16 protein-coding genes are annotated in these 19176 nt (G+C 65.6%); 4 read left to right on the forward strand and 12 right to left on the reverse strand.

What is annotated here, in order from left to right:
* Positions 1-11: 11 nt before the first annotated feature.
* From ACROUL_RS10150 to aguB, 3 genes are all read left to right on the forward strand, one after another.
* Positions 12-1157, forward strand: coding sequence for a type III PLP-dependent enzyme (locus tag ACROUL_RS10150; protein WP_431299373.1), 1146 nt, complete (start codon positions 12-14; stop codon positions 1155-1157).
* An 85-nt stretch (positions 1158-1242) separates the two neighbouring features.
* On the forward strand, positions 1243-3531 hold the full coding sequence (locus ACROUL_RS10155; RefSeq protein ID WP_431299374.1) for a xanthine dehydrogenase family protein molybdopterin-binding subunit: 2289 nt from the start codon (positions 1243-1245) through the stop codon (positions 3529-3531).
* Complete coding sequence (gene aguB / locus ACROUL_RS10160; RefSeq protein WP_431299375.1) at positions 3528-4391, forward strand: N-carbamoylputrescine amidase; 864 nt, start codon at positions 3528-3530, stop codon at positions 4389-4391. The genes ACROUL_RS10155 and aguB overlap by 4 nt, the downstream gene beginning before the upstream one ends.
* Positions 4392-4418: 27 nt before the next feature.
* Here the strand turns inward: aguB and gltA are convergent, their stop codons facing one another.
* Positions 4419-5708 carry a citrate synthase gene (gltA, locus tag ACROUL_RS10165; RefSeq protein ID WP_431299376.1) on the reverse strand — a complete coding sequence of 430 codons (1290 nt, stop codon included), beginning with the start codon at positions 5706-5708 and terminating at the stop codon, positions 4419-4421.
* Positions 5709-5809: 101 nt separating this feature from the next.
* Positions 5810-7222 carry a glutamate--tRNA ligase gene (gltX, locus tag ACROUL_RS10170; RefSeq protein ID WP_431299377.1) on the reverse strand — a complete coding sequence of 471 codons (1413 nt, stop codon included), beginning with the start codon at positions 7220-7222 and terminating at the stop codon, positions 5810-5812.
* 76 nt (positions 7223-7298) lie between these two features.
* On the opposite strand from gltX, the gene ACROUL_RS10175 reads away from it, so the two are divergent.
* Positions 7299-9407, forward strand: a complete 2109-nt coding sequence (locus tag ACROUL_RS10175) for a ComEC/Rec2 family competence protein (protein WP_431299378.1) — start codon at positions 7299-7301, stop codon at positions 9405-9407.
* Here the strand turns inward: ACROUL_RS10175 and lexA are convergent.
* The 10 genes from lexA to ACROUL_RS10225 all read right to left on the reverse strand — a co-directional run bounded on the left by lexA (position 9401) and on the right by ACROUL_RS10225 (position 18690).
* Positions 9401-10087 carry a transcriptional repressor LexA gene (gene lexA, locus ACROUL_RS10180; RefSeq protein WP_431299379.1) on the reverse strand — a complete coding sequence of 229 codons (687 nt, stop codon included), beginning with the start codon at positions 10085-10087 and terminating at the stop codon, positions 9401-9403. The two genes, ACROUL_RS10175 and lexA, sit on opposite strands and share 7 nt — an antisense overlap.
* A gap of 80 nt (positions 10088-10167) precedes the next feature.
* Entirely contained in the window at positions 10168-11334 is a 1167-nt protein-coding gene (locus tag ACROUL_RS10185) for a molybdopterin molybdotransferase MoeA (RefSeq protein WP_431299380.1), read from the reverse strand.
* A complete protein-coding gene (gene moaC / locus ACROUL_RS10190) occupies positions 11331-11810 on the reverse strand; it encodes a cyclic pyranopterin monophosphate synthase MoaC (protein ID WP_431299381.1) in 480 nt (159 codons plus the stop codon). The genes ACROUL_RS10185 and moaC overlap by 4 nt, the downstream gene beginning before the upstream one ends.
* Complete coding sequence (gene trpC, locus ACROUL_RS10195) at positions 11807-12619, reverse strand: indole-3-glycerol phosphate synthase TrpC (RefSeq protein ID WP_431299382.1); 813 nt, start codon at positions 12617-12619, stop codon at positions 11807-11809. Before trpC ends, moaC begins: the two co-directional genes overlap by 4 nt.
* 12 nt (positions 12620-12631) lie before the next feature.
* Positions 12632-13645, reverse strand: a complete 1014-nt coding sequence (trpD, locus tag ACROUL_RS10200; protein WP_431299383.1) for an anthranilate phosphoribosyltransferase — start codon at positions 13643-13645, stop codon at positions 12632-12634.
* Positions 13642-14229 carry an anthranilate synthase component II gene (locus ACROUL_RS10205; protein WP_431299384.1) on the reverse strand — a complete coding sequence of 196 codons (588 nt, stop codon included), beginning with the start codon at positions 14227-14229 and terminating at the stop codon, positions 13642-13644. Before ACROUL_RS10205 ends, trpD begins: the two co-directional genes overlap by 4 nt.
* A gap of 78 nt (positions 14230-14307) precedes the next feature.
* Positions 14308-15333, reverse strand: coding sequence for an L-threonine 3-dehydrogenase (gene tdh, locus ACROUL_RS10210; RefSeq protein ID WP_431301278.1), 1026 nt, complete (start codon positions 15331-15333; stop codon positions 14308-14310).
* An 8-nt stretch (positions 15334-15341) separates the two neighbouring features.
* A complete protein-coding gene (locus ACROUL_RS10215; protein WP_431299385.1) occupies positions 15342-16535 on the reverse strand; it encodes a glycine C-acetyltransferase in 1194 nt (397 codons plus the stop codon).
* 150 nt (positions 16536-16685) lie between these two features.
* Positions 16686-17237, reverse strand: coding sequence for a helix-turn-helix domain-containing protein (locus ACROUL_RS10220; protein WP_431299386.1), 552 nt, complete (start codon positions 17235-17237; stop codon positions 16686-16688).
* A gap of 46 nt (positions 17238-17283) precedes the next feature.
* Positions 17284-18690: a protein adenylyltransferase SelO gene (locus ACROUL_RS10225; RefSeq protein WP_431299387.1), complete on the reverse strand. Its 1407-nt coding sequence runs from the start codon at positions 18688-18690 to the stop codon at positions 17284-17286.
* Between the last annotated feature and the right edge of the window lie 486 nt (positions 18691-19176).

Raw genomic sequence — 19176 nt, forward strand, 5'->3', positions numbered from 1 at the left:
AAGGACAGCCGATGGGACTCTCCAAGACAATCTGGACAAATCCGACCGAATATCTGCGCAACCAGCAGCCGGACAATCCGGTGCTGTTTTTCGCGCCCTCGGTGGCTCAGGCCGCCGCGCGGCGCTTCATTGACGGCTTTCCCGGCATGGTGACCTACGCGGTCAAGTCGAACCCCGGCGAAGCGATGATCGAAAACCTCGCAGCGGCAGGCATTCGTGGCTACGACTGCGCCTCGCCCTTCGAGATTGACCTGATCCGCCGTTTGGCGCCGGATGCCGCGATCCACTACAACAACCCGGTGCGCGCCCGCCACGAGATCGCTTATGCGGTTGAACGCGGCGTGAAATCCTACAGCGTTGATTCGAAATCGGAACTGGCCAAGCTGATCGAGATGGTGCCGGCCGATGGCACCGAAATTTCGGTGCGCTTCAAGCTGCCGGTCGCGGGTGCGGCCTACAACTTCGGCGCCAAGTTCGGGGCGACCTCGGAACTGGCGGTGGAGTTGCTGCGCGATGTGGCTGCTGCGGGCTTCATCCCGTCGCTGACCTTCCACCCCGGCACGCAATGCACCGATCCGGCCGCGTGGGAGTTCTACATCCGCGAGGCGGCGGTGATCGCGCAAAAGGCCGGCGTGACCATCGCGCGGCTTAACGTCGGTGGCGGTTTCCCGAACCACCGTTTGAACGCCGTGGTGCCGCAGATCGAGACCACCTTCCAGCTGATCGACCGGGTTGCCACCGAAGCCTTCGGCGCGGATCGGCCTCTGCTCGTCTGCGAACCGGGGCGGGCGCTGTGTGGCGATGCGTTCTCCTTGGCCGCGCGGGTCAAGGCGGTGCGTGACGAAACCCATGTGTTCCTGAACGACGGCGTCTACGGCACGCTGACCGAACTGCCGATGATCGGCGTGATCGACCGGATGGAAGTGCTGACCGCCGATGGCGTCAAGCGCACCGGGCCGGTGCAGCCGCGCATCGTGTTCGGGCCAACCTGCGATTCGGTCGACCGTCTGCCGGGTGAACTGCCGCTGCCCGCCGACATCGCCGAGGGCGACTATGTGATCTGGCACGGCATGGGGTCTTACTCCACCGTCACGAACACCCGCTTCAACGGTTTTGGCGACTTGCAGATGGCGACGGTTCTGGGCCTCAAGCTCTGATCCGACGAAACTTACGGCAAAACGACGCGCCCGGCTGGACAATCCCCGCCGGGCGCTTGACGTTTGCGGCGATGGAGGACCGAAAATGAATGCAAGCCAGATGAAGTTCGGAACCGCGCAGCCGTTGAAGCGGCGCGAGGATGTCCGGTTCCTGACCGGGCAGGGCCGCTATGTCGCCGACCTGATCCCGGCGGGCGCGCTGCATGCTGTGTTCCTGCGCTCGGACTATCCACACGGGGAAATCGCCGCCTTGGACCTGTCGGCCGCGCGCGAGGTGCCGGGTGTGAATCTGGTGCTGGCGGCGGCGGATCTGGAGGCGATGGGCGTCACGATTGGCATGAAGGGCGATCAGATCGACACGCGCGGCGGCGGGCTTGGCGCGGCACCGGAGCGCCCCGTGCTGGCGAAAGATCGGGTGCGCTTTGTGGGCGAGGCGATTGCGGTGGTGGTGGCCGATACGCTGGCGGCCGCGCGCGACGCTATCGACCTTATTTCTATTGAAATCAACGTACACGAGGTTGCTCTTCGCTTGATGCCTGAAGAGCCGACCATCCACCCTGAAGCGCCGCAGAACCTCGCCTTCGACTATGTCATCGGTGACGAGGCCAGCGTTGCGGCGGCCTTTGCGAAATCCGCGCATGTGCTGGAGGTGGAGGTCGTCCACAACCGCGTGACCGCCGCCCCGATGGAGCCGCGCGCGGCGTTTGCCGAATGGAGCGAGGGCCGTTTGCACCTTTGTGTCAACGGGCAGGGCGTCTGGACCCAGCGCAACGAACTTTCCCGGATGCTGAACCTTCCCCGCGCGCAGGTGCGGGTGACCAACCCCGATGTCGGCGGCGGGTTCGGCATGAAGGCGATGACCTACCCGGAATATGTGGTGATCGCCGCCGCCGCCCGCGCGCTTCAGCGCCCCGTGGCATGGGTCTCCACCCGCGCCGAGGCGATGCTGACCGACAATGCCGGGCGCGATCTGGTCGCCAAGGCGGAAATCGGATTTGACGCCAGCCACAAGATAACCGGCTACCGGGTCAACCTCGTGTCGAACCTTGGCGCTTACAATTCGCAGTTTGGCCAGGCGATCCAGACCGAGTTATTCTCGAAGGTGCTGACGGGCATCTATGACGTGCCGGTGGCCAGCCTTGCCGCGATCGGGGTCTACACCAATTCGGTTCCGATCGACGCCTATCGCGGTGCGGGGCGGCCCGAGGCGATCCTGACCATCGAGCGGGTGATGGACGAAGCGGCGCGGCATCTGGGCGTCGACCCCGTGACCCTACGCCAGAAGAACGCGATCCGCAGCTTTCCCTACATGACGATGGCGGACGAAAGCATCGACGGTGGCGATTTCGCGGGGATTCTCGATGCAGCCGTCGCTCATGCCGACATTGCGGGCTACGCTGCGCGGGCGGCGGCGTCGAAGGCCGCGGGGCGGCTGCGGGGCCTCGGCATTGCGTCTTACATCGAAGCGATCCTTGGCGATTCGCACGAAATCGCCCGGCTGGTGCTGGATGAGGACGGCGGCGCCACGCTTTATGTCGGCACCCAGTCGAACGGGCAGGGGCACGAAAGTGTATTCTCCCGCATGGTGGCCGAGGCGACGGGGATTGATCAGGCGATGGTCCGTATCGTCGAAGGCGACAGCGACCGCATCGCCAAGGGTGGCGGCACTGGCGGCTCGCGTTCCGTCACGGTGCAAGGCACCGCCACGCGGGCAACCGTGCTGTCGATGGTAGCTGGGTTCGAGGCGTTTCTGGCCGAGGAATGGGGTGTGGACGGTGTCAGCTTCGACGACCTGCGCTTTGGCGCACCCGGCACCAACCTGCGCCTGACGCTGGCCGAGGCGGCGGCACTGGCCCGCGCCAAGGGGCGGCAGGATCTGATCGACCGGTCAGAACGCATCCAGCTTGACGGGCGGTCGTTCCCGAACGGCGTGCATATCACCGAGGTGGAGATCGACCCCGAAACTGGCGGGCTGACCATTGATCGCTATTCGGTGATGGACGATTTCGGCGTGCTCGTGGCCCCGAACCTTGTCGAAGGTCAGGTGCATGGCGGCATCGCGCAGGGCTTTGGGCAGGCCGTGACCGAATGGCTGGTGCAGGACGAGGGCGGGCAGGTCGTGACCGGCAGCTTCATGGATTACGGGATGCCGCGTGCGGATGATTTGCCGATGATCCGCTTTGCCGAACGCGGGATTCCAACCCGCAGCAACCCCTTGGGCATGAAGGGCTGTGGCGAGGCAGGGACCGTAGGCGCGCTGGCCGCGATTTCGAACGCGGTTCGTGATGCGCTGGCGCCGTTGGGCGTGACCGAAGTCGCGATGCCGTTCACGCCGACCCGAATCTGGACATGGATCGAGGAGGCGCGGGCATGACGCTGACGGTTGCCGCCACGCAGTTCGCCTGTTCGTGGGATCTGCCCGCCAACGCCGACCGGGCCGAGGCTTTGGTGCGGCAGGCAGCAGCCAAGGGTGCGGGGATGGTCTTGGTGCAGGAGTTGTTCGCAGCACCCTATTTCTGCATCGAACAGCATCCGCAGTATTTCGACCTTGCCGCCCCCGCTGACGGCCATCCGCTGATCGCCCGCTTTGCCGACCTTGCCCGCGAGTTGAGCGTGGTCATGCCGGTATCGTTCTTTGAACGCGCGGGGCAAGCGCATTTCAATTCGGTCGCGATGGTCGATGCCGATGGCAATGTGCTGGGCGTCTACCGCAAGACCCACATCCCGCAGGGGCCGGGGTATGAGGAGAAATACTACTTCTCGCCCGGCGATACCGGCTACAAGGTGTGGGACACGGCGGCGGGGCGGATCGGCGTCGGCATCTGCTGGGACCAGTGGTTCCCGGAATGCGCGCGGTCGATGGCGCTGATGGGGGCGGAGGTGCTGCTTTACCCCACCGCCATCGGATCCGAACCGCCAGAGCCGGGCTATGACAGCCAGCCGCATTGGGAAACCGTGATGCGTGGCCATGCGGCGGCAAACATCATGCCGGTCGTTGCCTCAAACCGCATCGGCACCGAGGTTGCACCGGATGGGCGCGAAGTGACGTTCTACGGATCGTCTTTCATCGCCGACCAGACCGGGCAACTGGTAGCAAAGGCAGGCCGTGACACCGAAGAGGTGCTGACCGCAACCTTCGATCTGGGCAGGATTGCCGAGATGCGCCGCAGTTGGGGCCTTTTCCGCGACCGCCGCCCGGAAACCTACGGCAAGGTGGCGACGCTGGGCGGGTAGGGTGGACCGTCAGGCCCACCCAAAGGCTCAGCGGTGGCGCAGGTCGATGTAGTCGCGCTTCGGCGGGCCGACATAAAGCTGGCGCGGGCGCCCGATCTTCTGGTTCTTTTCCGCGATCATCTCTTTCCACTGGCTGATCCAGCCCACGGTGCGGCTGATCGCGAAGATCGGCGTGAACATCGAGGTCGGGAAGCCCATCGCATCGAGGATGATGCCGGAGTAGAAATCGACGTTTGGATAGAGCTTCTTCGAGATGAAGTAGTCGTCTTCCAGCGCAATCCGCTCCAACTCCTTGGCCACTTGCAGCGTCGGGTTGTTGTGGACACCCAGAAGTTCAAGCACCTCGTCGGCGCTTTCCTTCATCACCGTCGCGCGCGGGTCGAAGTTCTTGTAGACGCGGTGGCCAAAGCCCATCAGCTTGACGCCGGATGATTTGTCCTTGGCCTTCTTGATGAACTCCGGGATGCGGTCAACGGTGCCGATCTCGCGCAGTTGTTCCAGCGCGGCCTGGTTGGCGCCGCCATGCGCCGGGCCCCAGAGGCAGGCGATGCCGGCAGCAATGCAGGCGAACGGGTTGGCCCCCGACGAGCCCGCCAGACGCACGGTCGAGGTCGAGGCGTTCTGTTCGTGATCGGCGTGCAGCATCATGATCCGGTCCATCGCTTTCGCAAGGACGGGGTTAACGACGTAATCCTCGGCCGGAACGGCAAAGCACATGTGCAGGAAGTTGCCCGCGTAATCGAGCGCGTTCTTGGGGTACACGAACGGCTGGCCGACCGAGTATTTGTAGGCCATCGCGGCAATCGTCGGCAGCTTGGCGATCATCCGGATCGCCGCAACCTCGCGCTGCCACGGATCGTTGATGTCGGTGCTGTCATGGTAGAACGCGGCCATCGCGCCGACCACGCCGACCATCGTCGCCATCGGATGCGCGTCGCGGCGGAAGCCACGGAAGAAATAGTGCATCTGTTCATGCACCATCGTGTGGTTCGTCACCCGGGCCGTGAAATCCTTGAGCTGCATCGCGGTCGGCAGTTCGCCGTACAAAAGCAGATAGCATACCTCCAGATAGCTCGACTTTTCCGCAAGCTGTTCGATCGGATAGCCGCGGTGCAGAAGTTCACCCTTGTCACCGTCGATGAAGGTGATGGCGCTTTCGCAAGCGGCGGTGGAGGTGAAGCCGGGGTCGAAGGTGAACACGTCCGCTTCGCCGTAAAGCTTTCGGATATCAAGGACATCCGGCCCCAGCGTGGGCGAATGCACCGGCAGGTCGTAGGTATTCCCGTTCAGGCTCAGCTTGGCAACTTTGTCAGACATGTCTTTTCCCCGGTGTGGCCGACTGTCCCCGTGGCAGGGGGCAGCCGCAAGCAGTGATCCTGCACCCCTGAAGGCGCGGCTTCAAGACCGGGGTCAGCGCATCACGCCGATGCGTCCTCGAGCCTTGCGATGGTCTCGTCCCGACCAATGACCAGCATCATGTCATAGACGCTGGGTGTAACAGTTCTTCCAGCCAAAGCCGCGCGCAAGGGTGCGGCCAGTTTGCCGAACCCGATCCCGTTTTCGGCTGCGGCCTCGGTCAGGATGGGCTCCAATCCCTCTTTCGTCCAGCTAGCATTTTGCAGGCGCGGCGTCAACGATTTCAGTATACCACGGGATACCGTATCAAGCGCGGCCTCGGCCTGCGGATCGCGAGCCACTGGCCGGGACGTTAGCGCAAACTGAGCCTTATCAAGCAGTTCCGGGAAGGTCTTGGCACGTTCCTTGACCGAAGGCATCGCCTTAAGCATCAGGTCGCGCTGCCGGTCGGTCAAGCCCGGGCGACCTGCCGCTGCAAGATACCCTTCGAGTTCATGCAGCAGTGCGGCATTGTCCATCATCGCGATATGATGCCCGCAAGTGTTTTCGAGTTTCTTAAAGTCCAGCCGCGCCGGAGCCTTGCCGATGCCCTTTAGGTCGAACATCGCCAGCGCCTCTTCGGTGGTGAAGATTTCGGCGTCGCCATGCGCCCAGCCAAGCCGCGTCAGGTAGTTGCGCATGCCGGCGGCGGGGTAACCCATCGCCTGATATTCCTCGACCCCGGTCGCGCCGTGGCGTTTCGACAGTTTCTTGCCGTCCGGCCCGTGGATCAGCGGGATATGCGCCCAGACCGGCACCGTCCAGCCCATCGCGTCGTAAACCATCTGCTGGCGTGCCGCGTTGTTCAGGTGATCGTCGCCGCGAATGACATGGGTGACCGCCATGTCGTGGTCATCGACCACCACGGCCAGCATGTAGGTAGGCGTGCCGTCCGACCGCAGCACGATCATGTCGTCAAGCGTTTCGTTCTTGATGATGACGCGGCCCTGCACCTGATCTTCGATCACAGTCTCGCCGGTTCGGGGCGCTCGCATGCGGATAGAATAGGGCGCGTCGGGGTGGGTCGCCGGGTCGGCATCGCGCCACGGCGACAGAAACACCGGATAGCGCCCGGCGGCTTCCTCGGCCGCGCGGAAGTCCGCGATTTCTTCCTGCGTGGAGAAGCACTTGTAGGCCGTTCCTCGCGCCAGCATCTGATGCGCAACTTCGGCGTGGCGGTCCTTGCGGGCGAACTGGCTGACCACTTCGCCGTCCCAGTCAAGGCCCAGCCACGTCAGGCCCTTGAGGATCGCCGCCGTCGCCTCGGGGGTGGACCGCTCGCGGTCGGTATCCTCGATCCGCAGCAGGAACTTGCCGCCGCGTCCACGTGCATAAAGCCAGTTGAAAAGCGCGGTCCGCCCACCCCCGATATGCAGGTATCCGGTCGGCGAGGGGGCAAAGCGGGTGACGACACCCGGGTTGGTCGCTTCGGCCATAGGGAGTTAACCTTTCGGAAACCATGTGGGGGCTAGACTGCCCGCGTCTTTAGGCAATCGCGCGAGGGGAAACAAGGTGGCGGCCCTGATCCAAAGGCTCGGCTGGCCGCTGCAGGCGCTGTTGGAGGCGCGGGCGTCGCTGTTTCCGTGGATACCCGTCTTCATCGGCATCGGCATCGCGGCATGGTTTGCGGCAGCGGCGGAACCAGGGGTTGGAGCCTATGGGCTGGCGGCGCTGCTGTGTGCGCTGTCGCTGGCGCTTCGCCTGCGCGGACCCGAATTTTTGCATCCGGTTACCATCGCCGTCGCATGCGTCGCGCTGGGTTGGCTGGCCGCGGGGGCGCGGGCGCATCTGGTGGCCGCCCCGATGTTGGAGTTTCGCTATTACGGCCCGGTGCAGGGGCGCATCGTCGGCATCGACCGCTCGCAAACCGATGCCTTGCGCCTGACGCTGGACCGGGTGGTGCTGCGCGAGGTGTCGCCCGCCCGAACCCCGGTGAAGGTGCGGATGTCGATGCAGGCCGACCAGCCGTGGCTGAAGCCCTCGCCGGGGCAGGTTGTGGTGCTGACCGGGTTTCTGGCGGCCCCCGACGGGCCGGTGGAGCCGGGGGGCTTCGATTTCCGCCGCATGGCGTTCTTCGACCAGATGGGCGCTGTTGGATACACCCGGACGCCCGTGCTTCTGCTGGCCGAACCGGAGGCGGGCGATACCGTCATCGCCCGGCTGCGCAGCTATCTGACCGCCGCAATGCTGGCCGAAATGCCGGGGCAGGCGGGCGCATTCGCCGCTGGCGCGATGACAGGCGACCGCTCGGCCATCACGCAGGATACCGTCGCCGCACTCAGGGATTCGTCGCTGGCGCATCTGCTGGCGATCTCGGGGATGAACATGGCCTTCCTCGTGGGTTTCGTCTTTGCGCTGATCCGTTACGGGTTGGCGCTGGTGCCTTATGTGGCGCTTCGGGTGAACACCAAGAAGGTCGCGGCGGTGGTCAGCCTTGGCGTGGCGCTGTTCTACCTGCTACTCTCGGGGGCCAACGTGGCGACCGAGCGCGCCTTCATCATGGTTTCGGTGATGCTGGGCGCGGTGCTGCTTGACCGGCGCGCGCTGACGCTGCGCACGGTGGCGATTGCGGCAACGATCCTTCTGATGGCGCGGCCCGAAAGCCTGACCGAACCGGGGTTCCAGATGTCGTTCGCTGCAACCGTGGCACTGATCGCGGGGTTCGCCGCGCTGGACGGCGCGGTGATGCGCGAACGGCTGCCGCGCTGGCTCCTGCCGGCCTTCATGCTGGTCTTCTCCTCGGTGATCGCGGGCTTTGCGACCGCGCCCTACGCGGCTGCGCATTTCAACCGCTTCACCGATTACGGGCTTCTGGCGAACCTCTTGACCGTGCCGGTGATGGGCGCGGTGGTGATGCCTGCGGGCGCGGTGGCGGCGCTGGTGGCACCGCTTGGCCTTGCCAGCCTGCCACTTTGGGTGATGGAGCAGGGCGCGCGCTGGATTCTGTTCATCGCACACTGGATCGCGGGGCTGGAAGGGGCGGTGACCGCGATACCCTCGCCTGCGCCTTACGTGATGGCGCTGGTCACGCTTGGCGGTATCTGGGTGATCCTGTGGCGCGGGCGGGTGCAACTGGTGGGCGTGGCGGCGCTTGTGGCCGCAGTCGGTCTCTGGGCGGCAAGCGACCGGCCGGTGCTGCTGATTTCGGGTGACGGCAAGCTGATCGGGTTGGTGTCCGACGAAGGCCGCGCGCTTTCCGCCGCCTCGGGCGGGGGCTTTGCCGCGCAGAACTGGTTGGAGAATGACGGCGATCTGGCCGACCAGAAGCTGGCTGCGGCGCGTCCGGGTTTTGACGGCACCAAGGGCGAGCGGCGGTTTTCGGTGGCGGGGATCAAGATGATCTCACTGACGGGGAAAGGCGCGCTGGACCGTTTGCCCGCGGCCTGCGCCGAAGGGGCGGTCGTGGTGCTGGCGGCTGAGGCAGAGATGGTGCCCAAGGGCTGCCGCCTGATCGACCAGACGGTGCTGCGTGAAACCGGGCCGCTGGCCCTGATCGCCACCGCCGAAGGGCCGCGCTTCGTGATGGCAAAGGCGAAGGCGCGGATCTGGTCGGGAAAGGCCGCGCGCGACGGCATCCTGCCCGTGCTGCAGCCTGCCTTGGTCGCCGTGTCCGGTCAGTAGCTGCGGATCAGCCCGACAAGCCGGCCCTGCACCTTGACAAGATGGTCCGGGAACACCCGCGTCTCATAGGCAGGGTTCGCCGCTTCCAGCGCGATCATGCCACCGCGGCGGCGAAACCGCTTCAGCGTCGCCTCATGATCTTCAACCAGGGCCACGACGATATCGCCGTTTTCGGCGGTGGACTGTTCGCGGATCACCACGATGTCACCATCGTTGATCCCCGCCTCGATCATCGAATCGCCTTTGACTTCAAGGGCGTAGTGCTGCCCCTTGCCCGACAGCATCGACCCCGGCACGGTGACGTGGTGCGAAATCTCGGAAATCGCCTCGATCGGCACACCGGCGGCGATCCGGCCCATCACCGGCAGTTCCAGCGCATGAACCGTGTCGACCTGCATCGCGCCACGCGGCGGAGCGGTCCTGTCGCCCGCGATGACGCGCGGCGTGAAGCCCGGCTTTTCCATCGCTTCGGGCAGCTTGATGATTTCCAGCGCCCGGGCGCGGTGGGCAAGCCGGCGGATGAAGCCCCGCTCCTCCAGCGCCGTGATAAGGCGGTGGATGCCGGATTTCGACCGCAAGTCGAGCGCATCCTTCATCTCGTCGAACGAGGGCGGAACCCCGTCACGGTCCATCCGGCCCTTGATGAAATCCAGAAGTTCCAGTTGCTTGCGCGTCAACATGCCTGTCCCCGTTTTGCAGGTGTTAACGCAATGTTCTGCCCGCGTTCCCGGTTTGTGTCAAGCAGTTTTGCCCAAGCGGCTCAGATCGGCAGATACAGGACCGGCTCGTCACGCGGTCGGGGACCATCGCCCAGAGGCCGGATCAGCAGCGCATCGGCCTGACCCAGAATCGATAGCAGCGCCGAATCCTGCCGGTCGAACGGGGTGATGACAGGCAGCCCGTCGCCCTCTGACAGCCGCGCGCGCATGTAATGCGTGCGGGGGCCGGTCGGGCCGACATCGGCGCCAAGCATGGCGCGGCGCGGGAACGGGCCGGGGGCCGCGCCCAGCATCGCACGCAGCATCGGCACAAGGAAAAGATGCCCGCAGACGATGGCCGACACCGGGTTTCCCGGCAGCCCCAGCATCGGCACGCCGTGCAACCGGCCCGCAATCAAGGGCTTGCCGGGGCGCATCGCGATCTTCCAGAACGCGCGCTCCAACCCCGCCACGCCGCCCACCAGATCATGGTCGCCGACCGATGCGCCGCCGATGGTCACGATCAGATCGGCGTCTTTAGCCAGCGCCAGCACGGTCGCAAGCTCTGCCTCGGTGTCCCGCGCGATCGGCAAAAGCCGCGCCTCGCCACCTTCGGCCTCGACCATCGCCTTCAGGGCAAAGCTGTTCGAGGCGATGATCTGGTCGGGGCGCGGGTCTTCACCGGGCATCACCAGCTCGTCCCCGGTGGCGATCAGGGCCACGACGGGGCGGCGGGTCACCGGCACTTCGGCCACATTCATCGCGGCCAGAAGTGCGAGGTCATTGGGCCGCAGGCGGCGCGGCGAGAGGCTGTCACCGGCGTGGAAATCCTGCCCCAAGGGTCGGATGTGGGTACCCTTGTCGGCACCCTCCTTCACGGTGATGCGGGCGCCATCCACCACCACATCCTCCTGGATGATGACGCGCGTGGCGCCCTCGGGCACCGGCGCGCCGGTGAAGATGCGCACCGCTTCGCCCGCAGCCACGCGCCCGCCAAAGGCATGGCCCGCGCCCGCCTCGCCCACCACGGCAAAGCTGTCACCAGCCACCGGATCGCCCGCCACGGCGTAGCCATCCATCGCGGACGCGGCGAACGGCGGCTGGTGACGCCGGGCCACGCAAGGGGCGCACATCCAGCGGCCATGCGCGCGCGCAAGGGCCACGGTTTCGGGCGGCAAAGGCGTCACCAGTGCCAGACAACGGGCCAGCGCCTCTTCAACCGAAATCACCGGTTCGCCTCGTAACGCCCAGATTTGCCACCATCTTTCAGTACCAGCCGGATGCCCTCGATGGTCATGGATTTCTCCACCGCCTTGACCATGTCGTAAACGGTCAGCGCCGCCACCGAAACGGCGGTCAGCGCCTCCATCTCCACCCCGGTCTGGCCAGAGGTCTTGACCGTGGCCTCGATCCGCACTCCCGGCAGCGCCGGATCGGCCACCAGATCGACGGCCACCTTGGTTACCGGCAGGGGGTGGCAAAGGGGGATCAGGTCCGCCGTGCGCTTGGCCGCCATGATGCCCGCCAGCCGCGCCACAGCCAGCACGTCGCCCTTCTTGGCGCGGCCTTCGGTTATCAGGGCCAATGTCTCGGCGCTCATCCGCACCACGCCTTCGGCCACCGCGACCCGGTCGGTCACCGCCTTGCCCGACACGTCGACCATGTGGGCGGCCCCGGTGTCGTCGAAGTGTGTTAGGCCGGTCATAGCCCGCCCTGCGCGGTCAGGGGGCGGGCGAGGATGGCGCGGGTAGCCTCGGTCACGTCGGCCTGACGCATCAGGCTTTCGCCAATCAGGAACGACCGCGCGCCGTATTGCGCCAGATCGGCAAGGTCGGCGGGCGTGTAAAGCCCGCTTTCAGCCACGATGGTGCGGTCTTCGGGCACCAGACGCGCCAGCCGGCGGGTGGTCTCCAGCGTGACCTCGAAGGTATGCAGGTTGCGGTTGTTGATGCCGATCAGCGTCGATTTCAACTGCCCGGCCCGCTCAAGCTCCGCCTCGTCATGCACTTCGATCAGTACGTCCATGCCAAGTGCTGTGGCCGCATCTTCCAGTTCCAGCGCCTGCGTATCGCTGAGCGAGGCCATGATGATCAGGATGCAATCGGCGTTCAACGCGCGCGATTCCGTCACCTGCCACGGGTCGTAGAGGAAATCCTTGCGCAGGCAGGGCAGCTTTGTCGCGGTGTGGGCGGCGACCAGATATTCGTCCGCACCCTGAAAGGATGGACCATCGGTCAGCACCGAAAGACAGGTGGCCCCCCCGGCCTCATAGGCCCGCGCCAGCGCCGGCGGGTCAAAGTCGGCGCGGATCAAGCCCTTGGAGGGGCTGGCTTTCTTGATTTCGGCGATCAGGCCGTATCCGACCTTCTGCGCCTCTTTCAAGGCGCGGGCAAAGCCGCGTGGAGGGTCGGCGCTGGCGGCGGCAGCTTCCAGATCGGCAAGCGGGCGAGCGGCTTTGCGGGCGGCGACCTCCTCAAGCTTGTAGGTCTTGATACGGTCGAGAATGGTGTTCATCGGCAGGGTCTTTCAGGCGTTGGTCAGGCGGCGCAGGGCTTCGACCTTGGCGCGCGCGGCGCCCGAGTCGATGGCGCTTCGGGCCATTTCCACACCTTGTTTCAAACTAGCGGCGCGGTCGGCAACCACAAGGGCCGCGGCGGAATTCATCAAGACGGCGTCGCGGTAAGCCCCTGACGCGCCATCCAGAAGCGCGCGGAAGGCGACGGCGTTTTCCGCAGGCGTGCCGCCGAGCACCTTTTCAAACGGATGCACCGGCAGCCCGGCATCCTCGGGGTGGACCTCGAACTCACGCACCGTGCCACCTTCGACGGCGGCCACCTTCGTCGGCGCGGAGATGGAGATCTCGTCCGTCCCGTCGCCGCCATGCACCAGCCACGCGCGTTCCGACCCCAAAGCCAGCAGCGTTTCCGCCATCGGCCGGATCAGCGCATCCGAAAACGCCCCCGTCAGCTGACGCTTCACGCCCGCAGGGTTGGTCAGCGGCCCGAGGATGTTGAAGATCGTCCGCGTGCCAAGTTCCGCCCTGACCGGCATCACATGCCGGATCGCCGGATGGTGCATCGGCGCCATCATGAAGCCGATCCCGGCGTCCGCCAGACACCGCTCCACCACATCGGCGCCTACCATCACGTTCAGCCCCATCTCGGTCAGCGCATCAGCCGCCCCCGACTTCGACGACAAGTTCCGATTGCCATGCTTGGCCACCACCACGCCAGCCCCCGCCACCACAAAGGCCGTGGCGGTGGAGATGTTCAGGGTGCCCTTGCCGTCGCCCCCGGTGCCGACAATGTCCATCGCCCCCGCAGGTGCACGCACCGCGTTGCATTTCGCCCGCATCACGGTGGCAGCGGCGGCATATTCATCCACCGTCTCGCCCCGCGTGCGCAGCGCCATCAGAAACCCGCCCATCTGCGCCGGCGTGCCTTCGCCCTCGAAAAGCGCGGTGAACGCAGCCTCCGCCTCGGCCCTTGTCAGGGGCCGGGTTGCCGCAATACCGATCAGAGGCTTCAGCACATCGCTCATGCGGGCACCTTGGCGCGCGCTTCGTCAAGGAAGTTGCGCAAAAGCTGGTGCCCATGCTCGGAGGCAATGCTTTCGGGGTGGAACTGCACGCCCTCGATCAAGTGGCGCTTGTGTCGCAGGCCCATGATCGTGCCATCCTCCAGCCACGCCGTCACCTCAAGCTCTGACGGCAGGCTTTCCCGCTCAACGATCAGCGAATGATACCGGGTCGCGGCGAAGGGCGACGGCAGGCCCCGGAACACGCCTTTCCTGGCGTGATGCATCATCCCCATCTTGCCATGAACGATCTCGTGGCAGCGCACGACCTTGCCGCCAAACGCCTCGCCAATCGTCTGATGCCCGAGACACACGCCCAGAAGCGGAATCTCCGCCGCGGCCGCCGCCTTGGTCAAGGGCAGGCAGATTCCGGCTGCAGCAGGGTCGCACGGCCCCGGCGACAGCACGATCACCTCGGGACGCATCGCGATCACGTCCTGCACCTCAAGCGCGTCGTTGCGCTTGACGATGACATCCGCGCCAAGCTCGCCCAGATAATGGACAAGGTTGTAGGTGAAGCTGTCGTAGTTATCGATCAATAGCAGCATCGGCGTCCCCCGCGCAGGTCAGGCGTCTTATCGCCCATCCCCCCGCGCCTGTAAACCGCACCGCACCCGGCCGCCCGGTCAGGTCCAGTCCAGCACCACCTTGCCCGATTGTCCCGACCGCATCGCCGCGAAGCCGGACTCGAAGTCAGCCACCTTGAAGCGGTGGGTGATGACCTTGCGCACGTCGAGGCCGTTTTCCAGCATCGCGATCATCTTGTACCAAGTCTCAAAGATTTCACGGCCATAGACGCCCTTGATGGTGATCGCCTTGAACACGATCCGGCTCCAGTCGACCGGGGATTTTCCCGGCGGGATGCCCAGCATCGCGATGCGGCCGCCCATCACCATCGCCTCGACCATCTGGTCCAGCGCCTGCTGGTTGCCCGACATCTCCATGCCCACGTCGAAGCCCTGCACCAGTTTCAGCTGGTGCATCACATCCTTCAGGTCTTCGCGGCCTACGTTCACCGGCGTCACGTCCGCCACCTCGGTGGCCAAGGCCAGCCGCGCTGGGTTCACGTCGGTAATGACCACATGCCGCGCCCCCACATGCCGCGCCACAGCGGCGGCCATGATGCCGATCGGTCCTGCGCCAGTGATCAGCACGTCCTCCCCGATCAGGTCGAACGACAGCGCCGTGTGCACCGCATTGCCAAGGGGGTCGAGGATCGCGCCGATCTCGTCGTCGATCGCATCGGGCAGGGGCACCACGTTGAAGGCGGGCAGGCGCAGGTACTGCGCAAAGGCGCCCGGTTCGTTGACCCCGATCCCGCGCGTTTCAGGGTCGAGGTGGAACTTGCCCGACCGGCTTTGCCGGCTGGTCTTGCCGATCAGATGCCCCTCGCCGGAACAACGCTGGCCCACGGCGATGTCGGTCACGTCGCGGCCAACCTCGACCACCACCCCGGCAAACTCGTGCCCCGTGACCAAGGGCACCGGCACAGTGCGCGCAGCCCACTCGTCCCAGTTCCAGATGTGGATATCGGTGCCGCAGATCCCGGTCTTGTTGATCCGGATCAGCACGTCATCCGGCCCGATCTCGGGCACCGGGCGCGTCTCCATCCACAGCCCCGGCTCGGGGCGGGCTTTCACCAAGGCGGTCATTTCGTTCGTCATGCCAGCACCCCTGTGGCCTTCCCGGCAGCGCGGAAGGCATCCAACGCAAAATCAAGATCATCAACCGTCAACGCCGCATTCATCTGCGTGCGGATGCGCGCTTGGCCCTTCGGCACCACGGGAAAGAAGAACCCCGCCACATGTACGCCGCGCGTGGCCAGATCGGTGGCCATCGCCTGCGCCAGCTTCGCCTCGCCCAGCATCACTGGGATGATCGGATGTTCCCCCGGCAGCAGCGTGAACCCCGCATCCGCCAGCCCCGCACGCCAGTAGGTGGCGTTCTCAGCCAGCCGCGCGCGCAGGTCAACCGCCGCCTCGACGATATCAAGCGCCACCAGCGCCGCGCCCACGATCGCCGGCGGCAGCGCGTTGGAGAAAAGGTATGGCCGCGCGCGCTGGCGCAGAAGGTCGATCACCGGCTGCGGCCCGGCGATATATCCCCCCAAAGCGCCGCCAAGCGCCTTGCCGAGCGTACCGGTCAGGATCTCCACCTTCACCCCCGCCCGCGCCGGCGTGCCGCGCCCCTCTGGCCCGACGAACCCGGTCGCATGGCAATCGTCCACCATCACCATCGCTCCGTAAGCATCTGCCAAGGCACGGATTTCCCCCAGCTTCGCGAAATACCCGTCCATCGAGAACACACCATCCGTCGCGATCAGGATGAACCGTGCCCCCGCCGCCCGCGCTGCCTGCAACTGCCCTTCAAGGTCGGCCATGTCGGAATTGGCGTAACGGTAGCGCTGCGCCTTGCACAGCCGGATGCCGTCGATGATCGAGGCATGGTTCAGGCTGTCGGAAATGACGGCATCCTCTGGGCCCAAGAGCGGCTCGAACAGGCCGCCATTGGCATCGAAACAGGCCGCGAACAGGATTGCGTCGTCATGGCCTAAATACCCCGCCAGCCGCGTCTCCAGCGCCCGGTGCAGGTCTTGCGTGCCGCAGATGAAGCGCACGCTTGCCATGCCGAACCCGTGGTCATCCATCGCCGCCTTAGCCGCCGCGATCAGCCGGGGGTCATCCGCAAGCCCGAGGTAATTGTTGGCGCAAAGGTTCAGCATCTGCCGCCCGGCCATCGCCACATGCGCGCCTTGCGGCCCGGTGATCAGGCGTTCCCGCTTCATCAGCCCGTCTGCGGCAATCTGGTCCAGCGTGCCGCGAACATGGTCCAGAAACGCCCCTTGATCCGCCATCCCAAAGCTCCCCACGTTTCACCCGACTGTCTCGTATTCCGTCCGATCCGTCAATATAGCGGATGAAATTCTGTCAAAACGGAAATATCCTTCCCCTTCGTCAAATATCCCACGGGGGTGCGGGGGTGTGAAACCCCCGCTCGCTCCGGTTCAGCCGCCCTGCACGATCAGGATCGCCCGCGCCGCATCGACTGCAGCTGCGATCACATGCGCGCGGTCCGCCGGATAGCGCGCCACATCACCGACCCGCAGGTCCTCCGACTCCTCGCCCGACTGCACCGACAGACGCCCCTCCAGAACCGTCAGATGTTCCCGCGCGCCGGGCGCATGTGCGTCCGAGACCAGCCGCGCGCCGGGGGGGAAGGTCAGCTCATAGACCTCATGCTCGCCCACTGCCTCGGGCGCCGAAAGGATGCGGATACGCACCCCGTCGCGCACCATCACCGGGGCCGCCGCTGCCCGGGTAATCTCGATCCCCGGCGCGGGACGCCCCTCAAGCAGCCCCGCGAAATCCACCTGCAACGCCTGCGTCAGGTTCCACAGCGTCGCCACCGTCGGACTGCTTTCCCCCCGCTCGATCTGGCTGACCATCGACCGGCTGACCCCCGACAGTTTCGCCGCCGCGTCCAGGCTCAGCCCGCGCGCCTTGCGCGCCGCACGAAGCGAGGCGGCCAGCCGGTCGTGAATGTCGGAACGTGTCATGTCGGCAGAGTGCCGGGGCAGGGCGCGCCCGTCAATCAGGTGTCAATCAGGTGCCGCAATAGGTGACATAGGGGCCAAAGCCGGTCGGCGCGGGCAGCATGAACGCCTCACGCTCAACGAATGGCTCCTGCACCGCGGCCAGCAGCGCCTCGAACGGCGCCATGTCGCCCTCGGTGGCGGCGGCAAGTGCTGCCTCCACCTGATGGTTGCGCGGAATGACCGCCGGGTTCGCGGCCCGCACCCGTGCCTCCACCCCTTCGCCCGCCCGCGCCCGCCAGCGTGGCAACCACTGCGCCATCGCGGTGAAATCGTCGAACAGCGGCCGCAGCGCCGCCTCGTCCCCCAGCCGCCGGAAGGTCAGCGTCCAGTCGGCACCCGCCATCGCCGCCATCAGGTCGTCGGCCAGCGCCGCATCCCCGGCATCCGTCCCGACAAGCCCCAGCTTGCGCCGCATCACCGCCAGCCAAGCCTCGCGGTATCGCCCGGCAATCCCCTCCAGCCGCCCGTTGGCCAGGTCCACCGCCCTGTCACCATCGACATCGAACAAAGGCAGCAACGCCTCGGCCAGCCGCGCCAGATTCCATCCCATGATCAGCGGCTGGTTCGCATAGGCATAGCGCCCCGTGCGGTCGATCGAGGAAAACACCGTCCCCGGCGCATAGGCTTCCATGAAGGCGCAGGGGCCGTAGTCGATGGTCTCGCCCGATACCGCCATGTTGTCCGTGTTCATCACCCCGTGAATGAAGCCAAGCCCCATCCAGTCCGCAATCAAGCGCGCCTGCCGCGCGATCACGGCATCGAAGAAGGCAACATATGGGTTCGCTTCGCCCAGAATCTCGGGGTAATGCCGCGCAATCGCATAGTCTGCCACGGCCTTGACCTGCGCCTGATCACCCCGCGCGGAAAAGAACTGGAACGTCCCGACGCGGATATGGCTTGCCGCCACCCGCGCCAGCACCGCGCCGGGGAACCACGTCTCGCGCGCCACATCCTCGCCCGTCGCGACCACGGCCAGTGACCGGGTGGTCGGCACGCCAAGCGCCTGCATCGCTTCGGAAATCAGGTATTCCCGCAGCATCGGCCCGACCGCTGCCTTGCCATCACCGCCGCGCGAAAACGGCGTACGGCCCGAGCCTTTCAACTGGATGTCCCAGCGCCGCCCGTCCGGCCCCACGACCTCGCCCAGAAGATGCGCGCGCCCGTCGCCAAGCTGCGGGGAAAACCCGCCGAACTGGTGCCCGGCATAGGCCAGCGCCACCGGCTCTGCCCCCGGCGGCACGGCGGCGCCCGAAAACCACGCCGCCGCCTCTGCCTCGGTCAGGTCCAACCCCAGATCGGCCATCAAGCCACGGTTCAGCACCAAAAGCCGTGGGGCAGGGGCCACATCGGGCGCTTGGCGCAGATAGGTGCCGGGCAGGTCGCGCACATACGTATTGTCGAAGCTGATGGTCATGGCAAAGCCCCTTTGCCCACGGATATGGCCCTTTGGGCGGCACCGGGCAAGCGTGCAGGGGCTTTAATCTGAAAGGAAGTGGTCGGGGCGGAGGGATTCGAACTCTCGACCTACGGTACCCAAAACCGTGGAAAAACATTGATAAAAAACGATAATTTTGTAACTTGAGCTTCCGATCCGCTATGTCGCGTCAATAGGTTAGCGAGCAACTGTAAACCAATCAGCCCCCCAAGTCGGAGCAGGCGACCGAGCTCATTTATGCCCCACAGCCCTAAGCTCTTGCATAGGGAAGGCAGTGCCATCCGCAATGGACTCTGACTGTTCGCAGTCCCTCTGCACTCAGCCGGCCCCTACGCATTATGAACACACATATGCATCCGGCAGGCACATTCCAGCTCCGGCCGATCCACTGGTCAGGGATGACGCAAAGAGGTCGCGACACCTGTCCGGTTCGCCCCGATGAGTTCTCTGCGATCGCCTCCTTCT

This window comes from Tabrizicola sp. BL-A-41-H6 (genome assembly GCF_050632395.1).
Taxonomy (GTDB): Bacteria; Pseudomonadota; Alphaproteobacteria; order Rhodobacterales; family Rhodobacteraceae; genus JAUYQR01.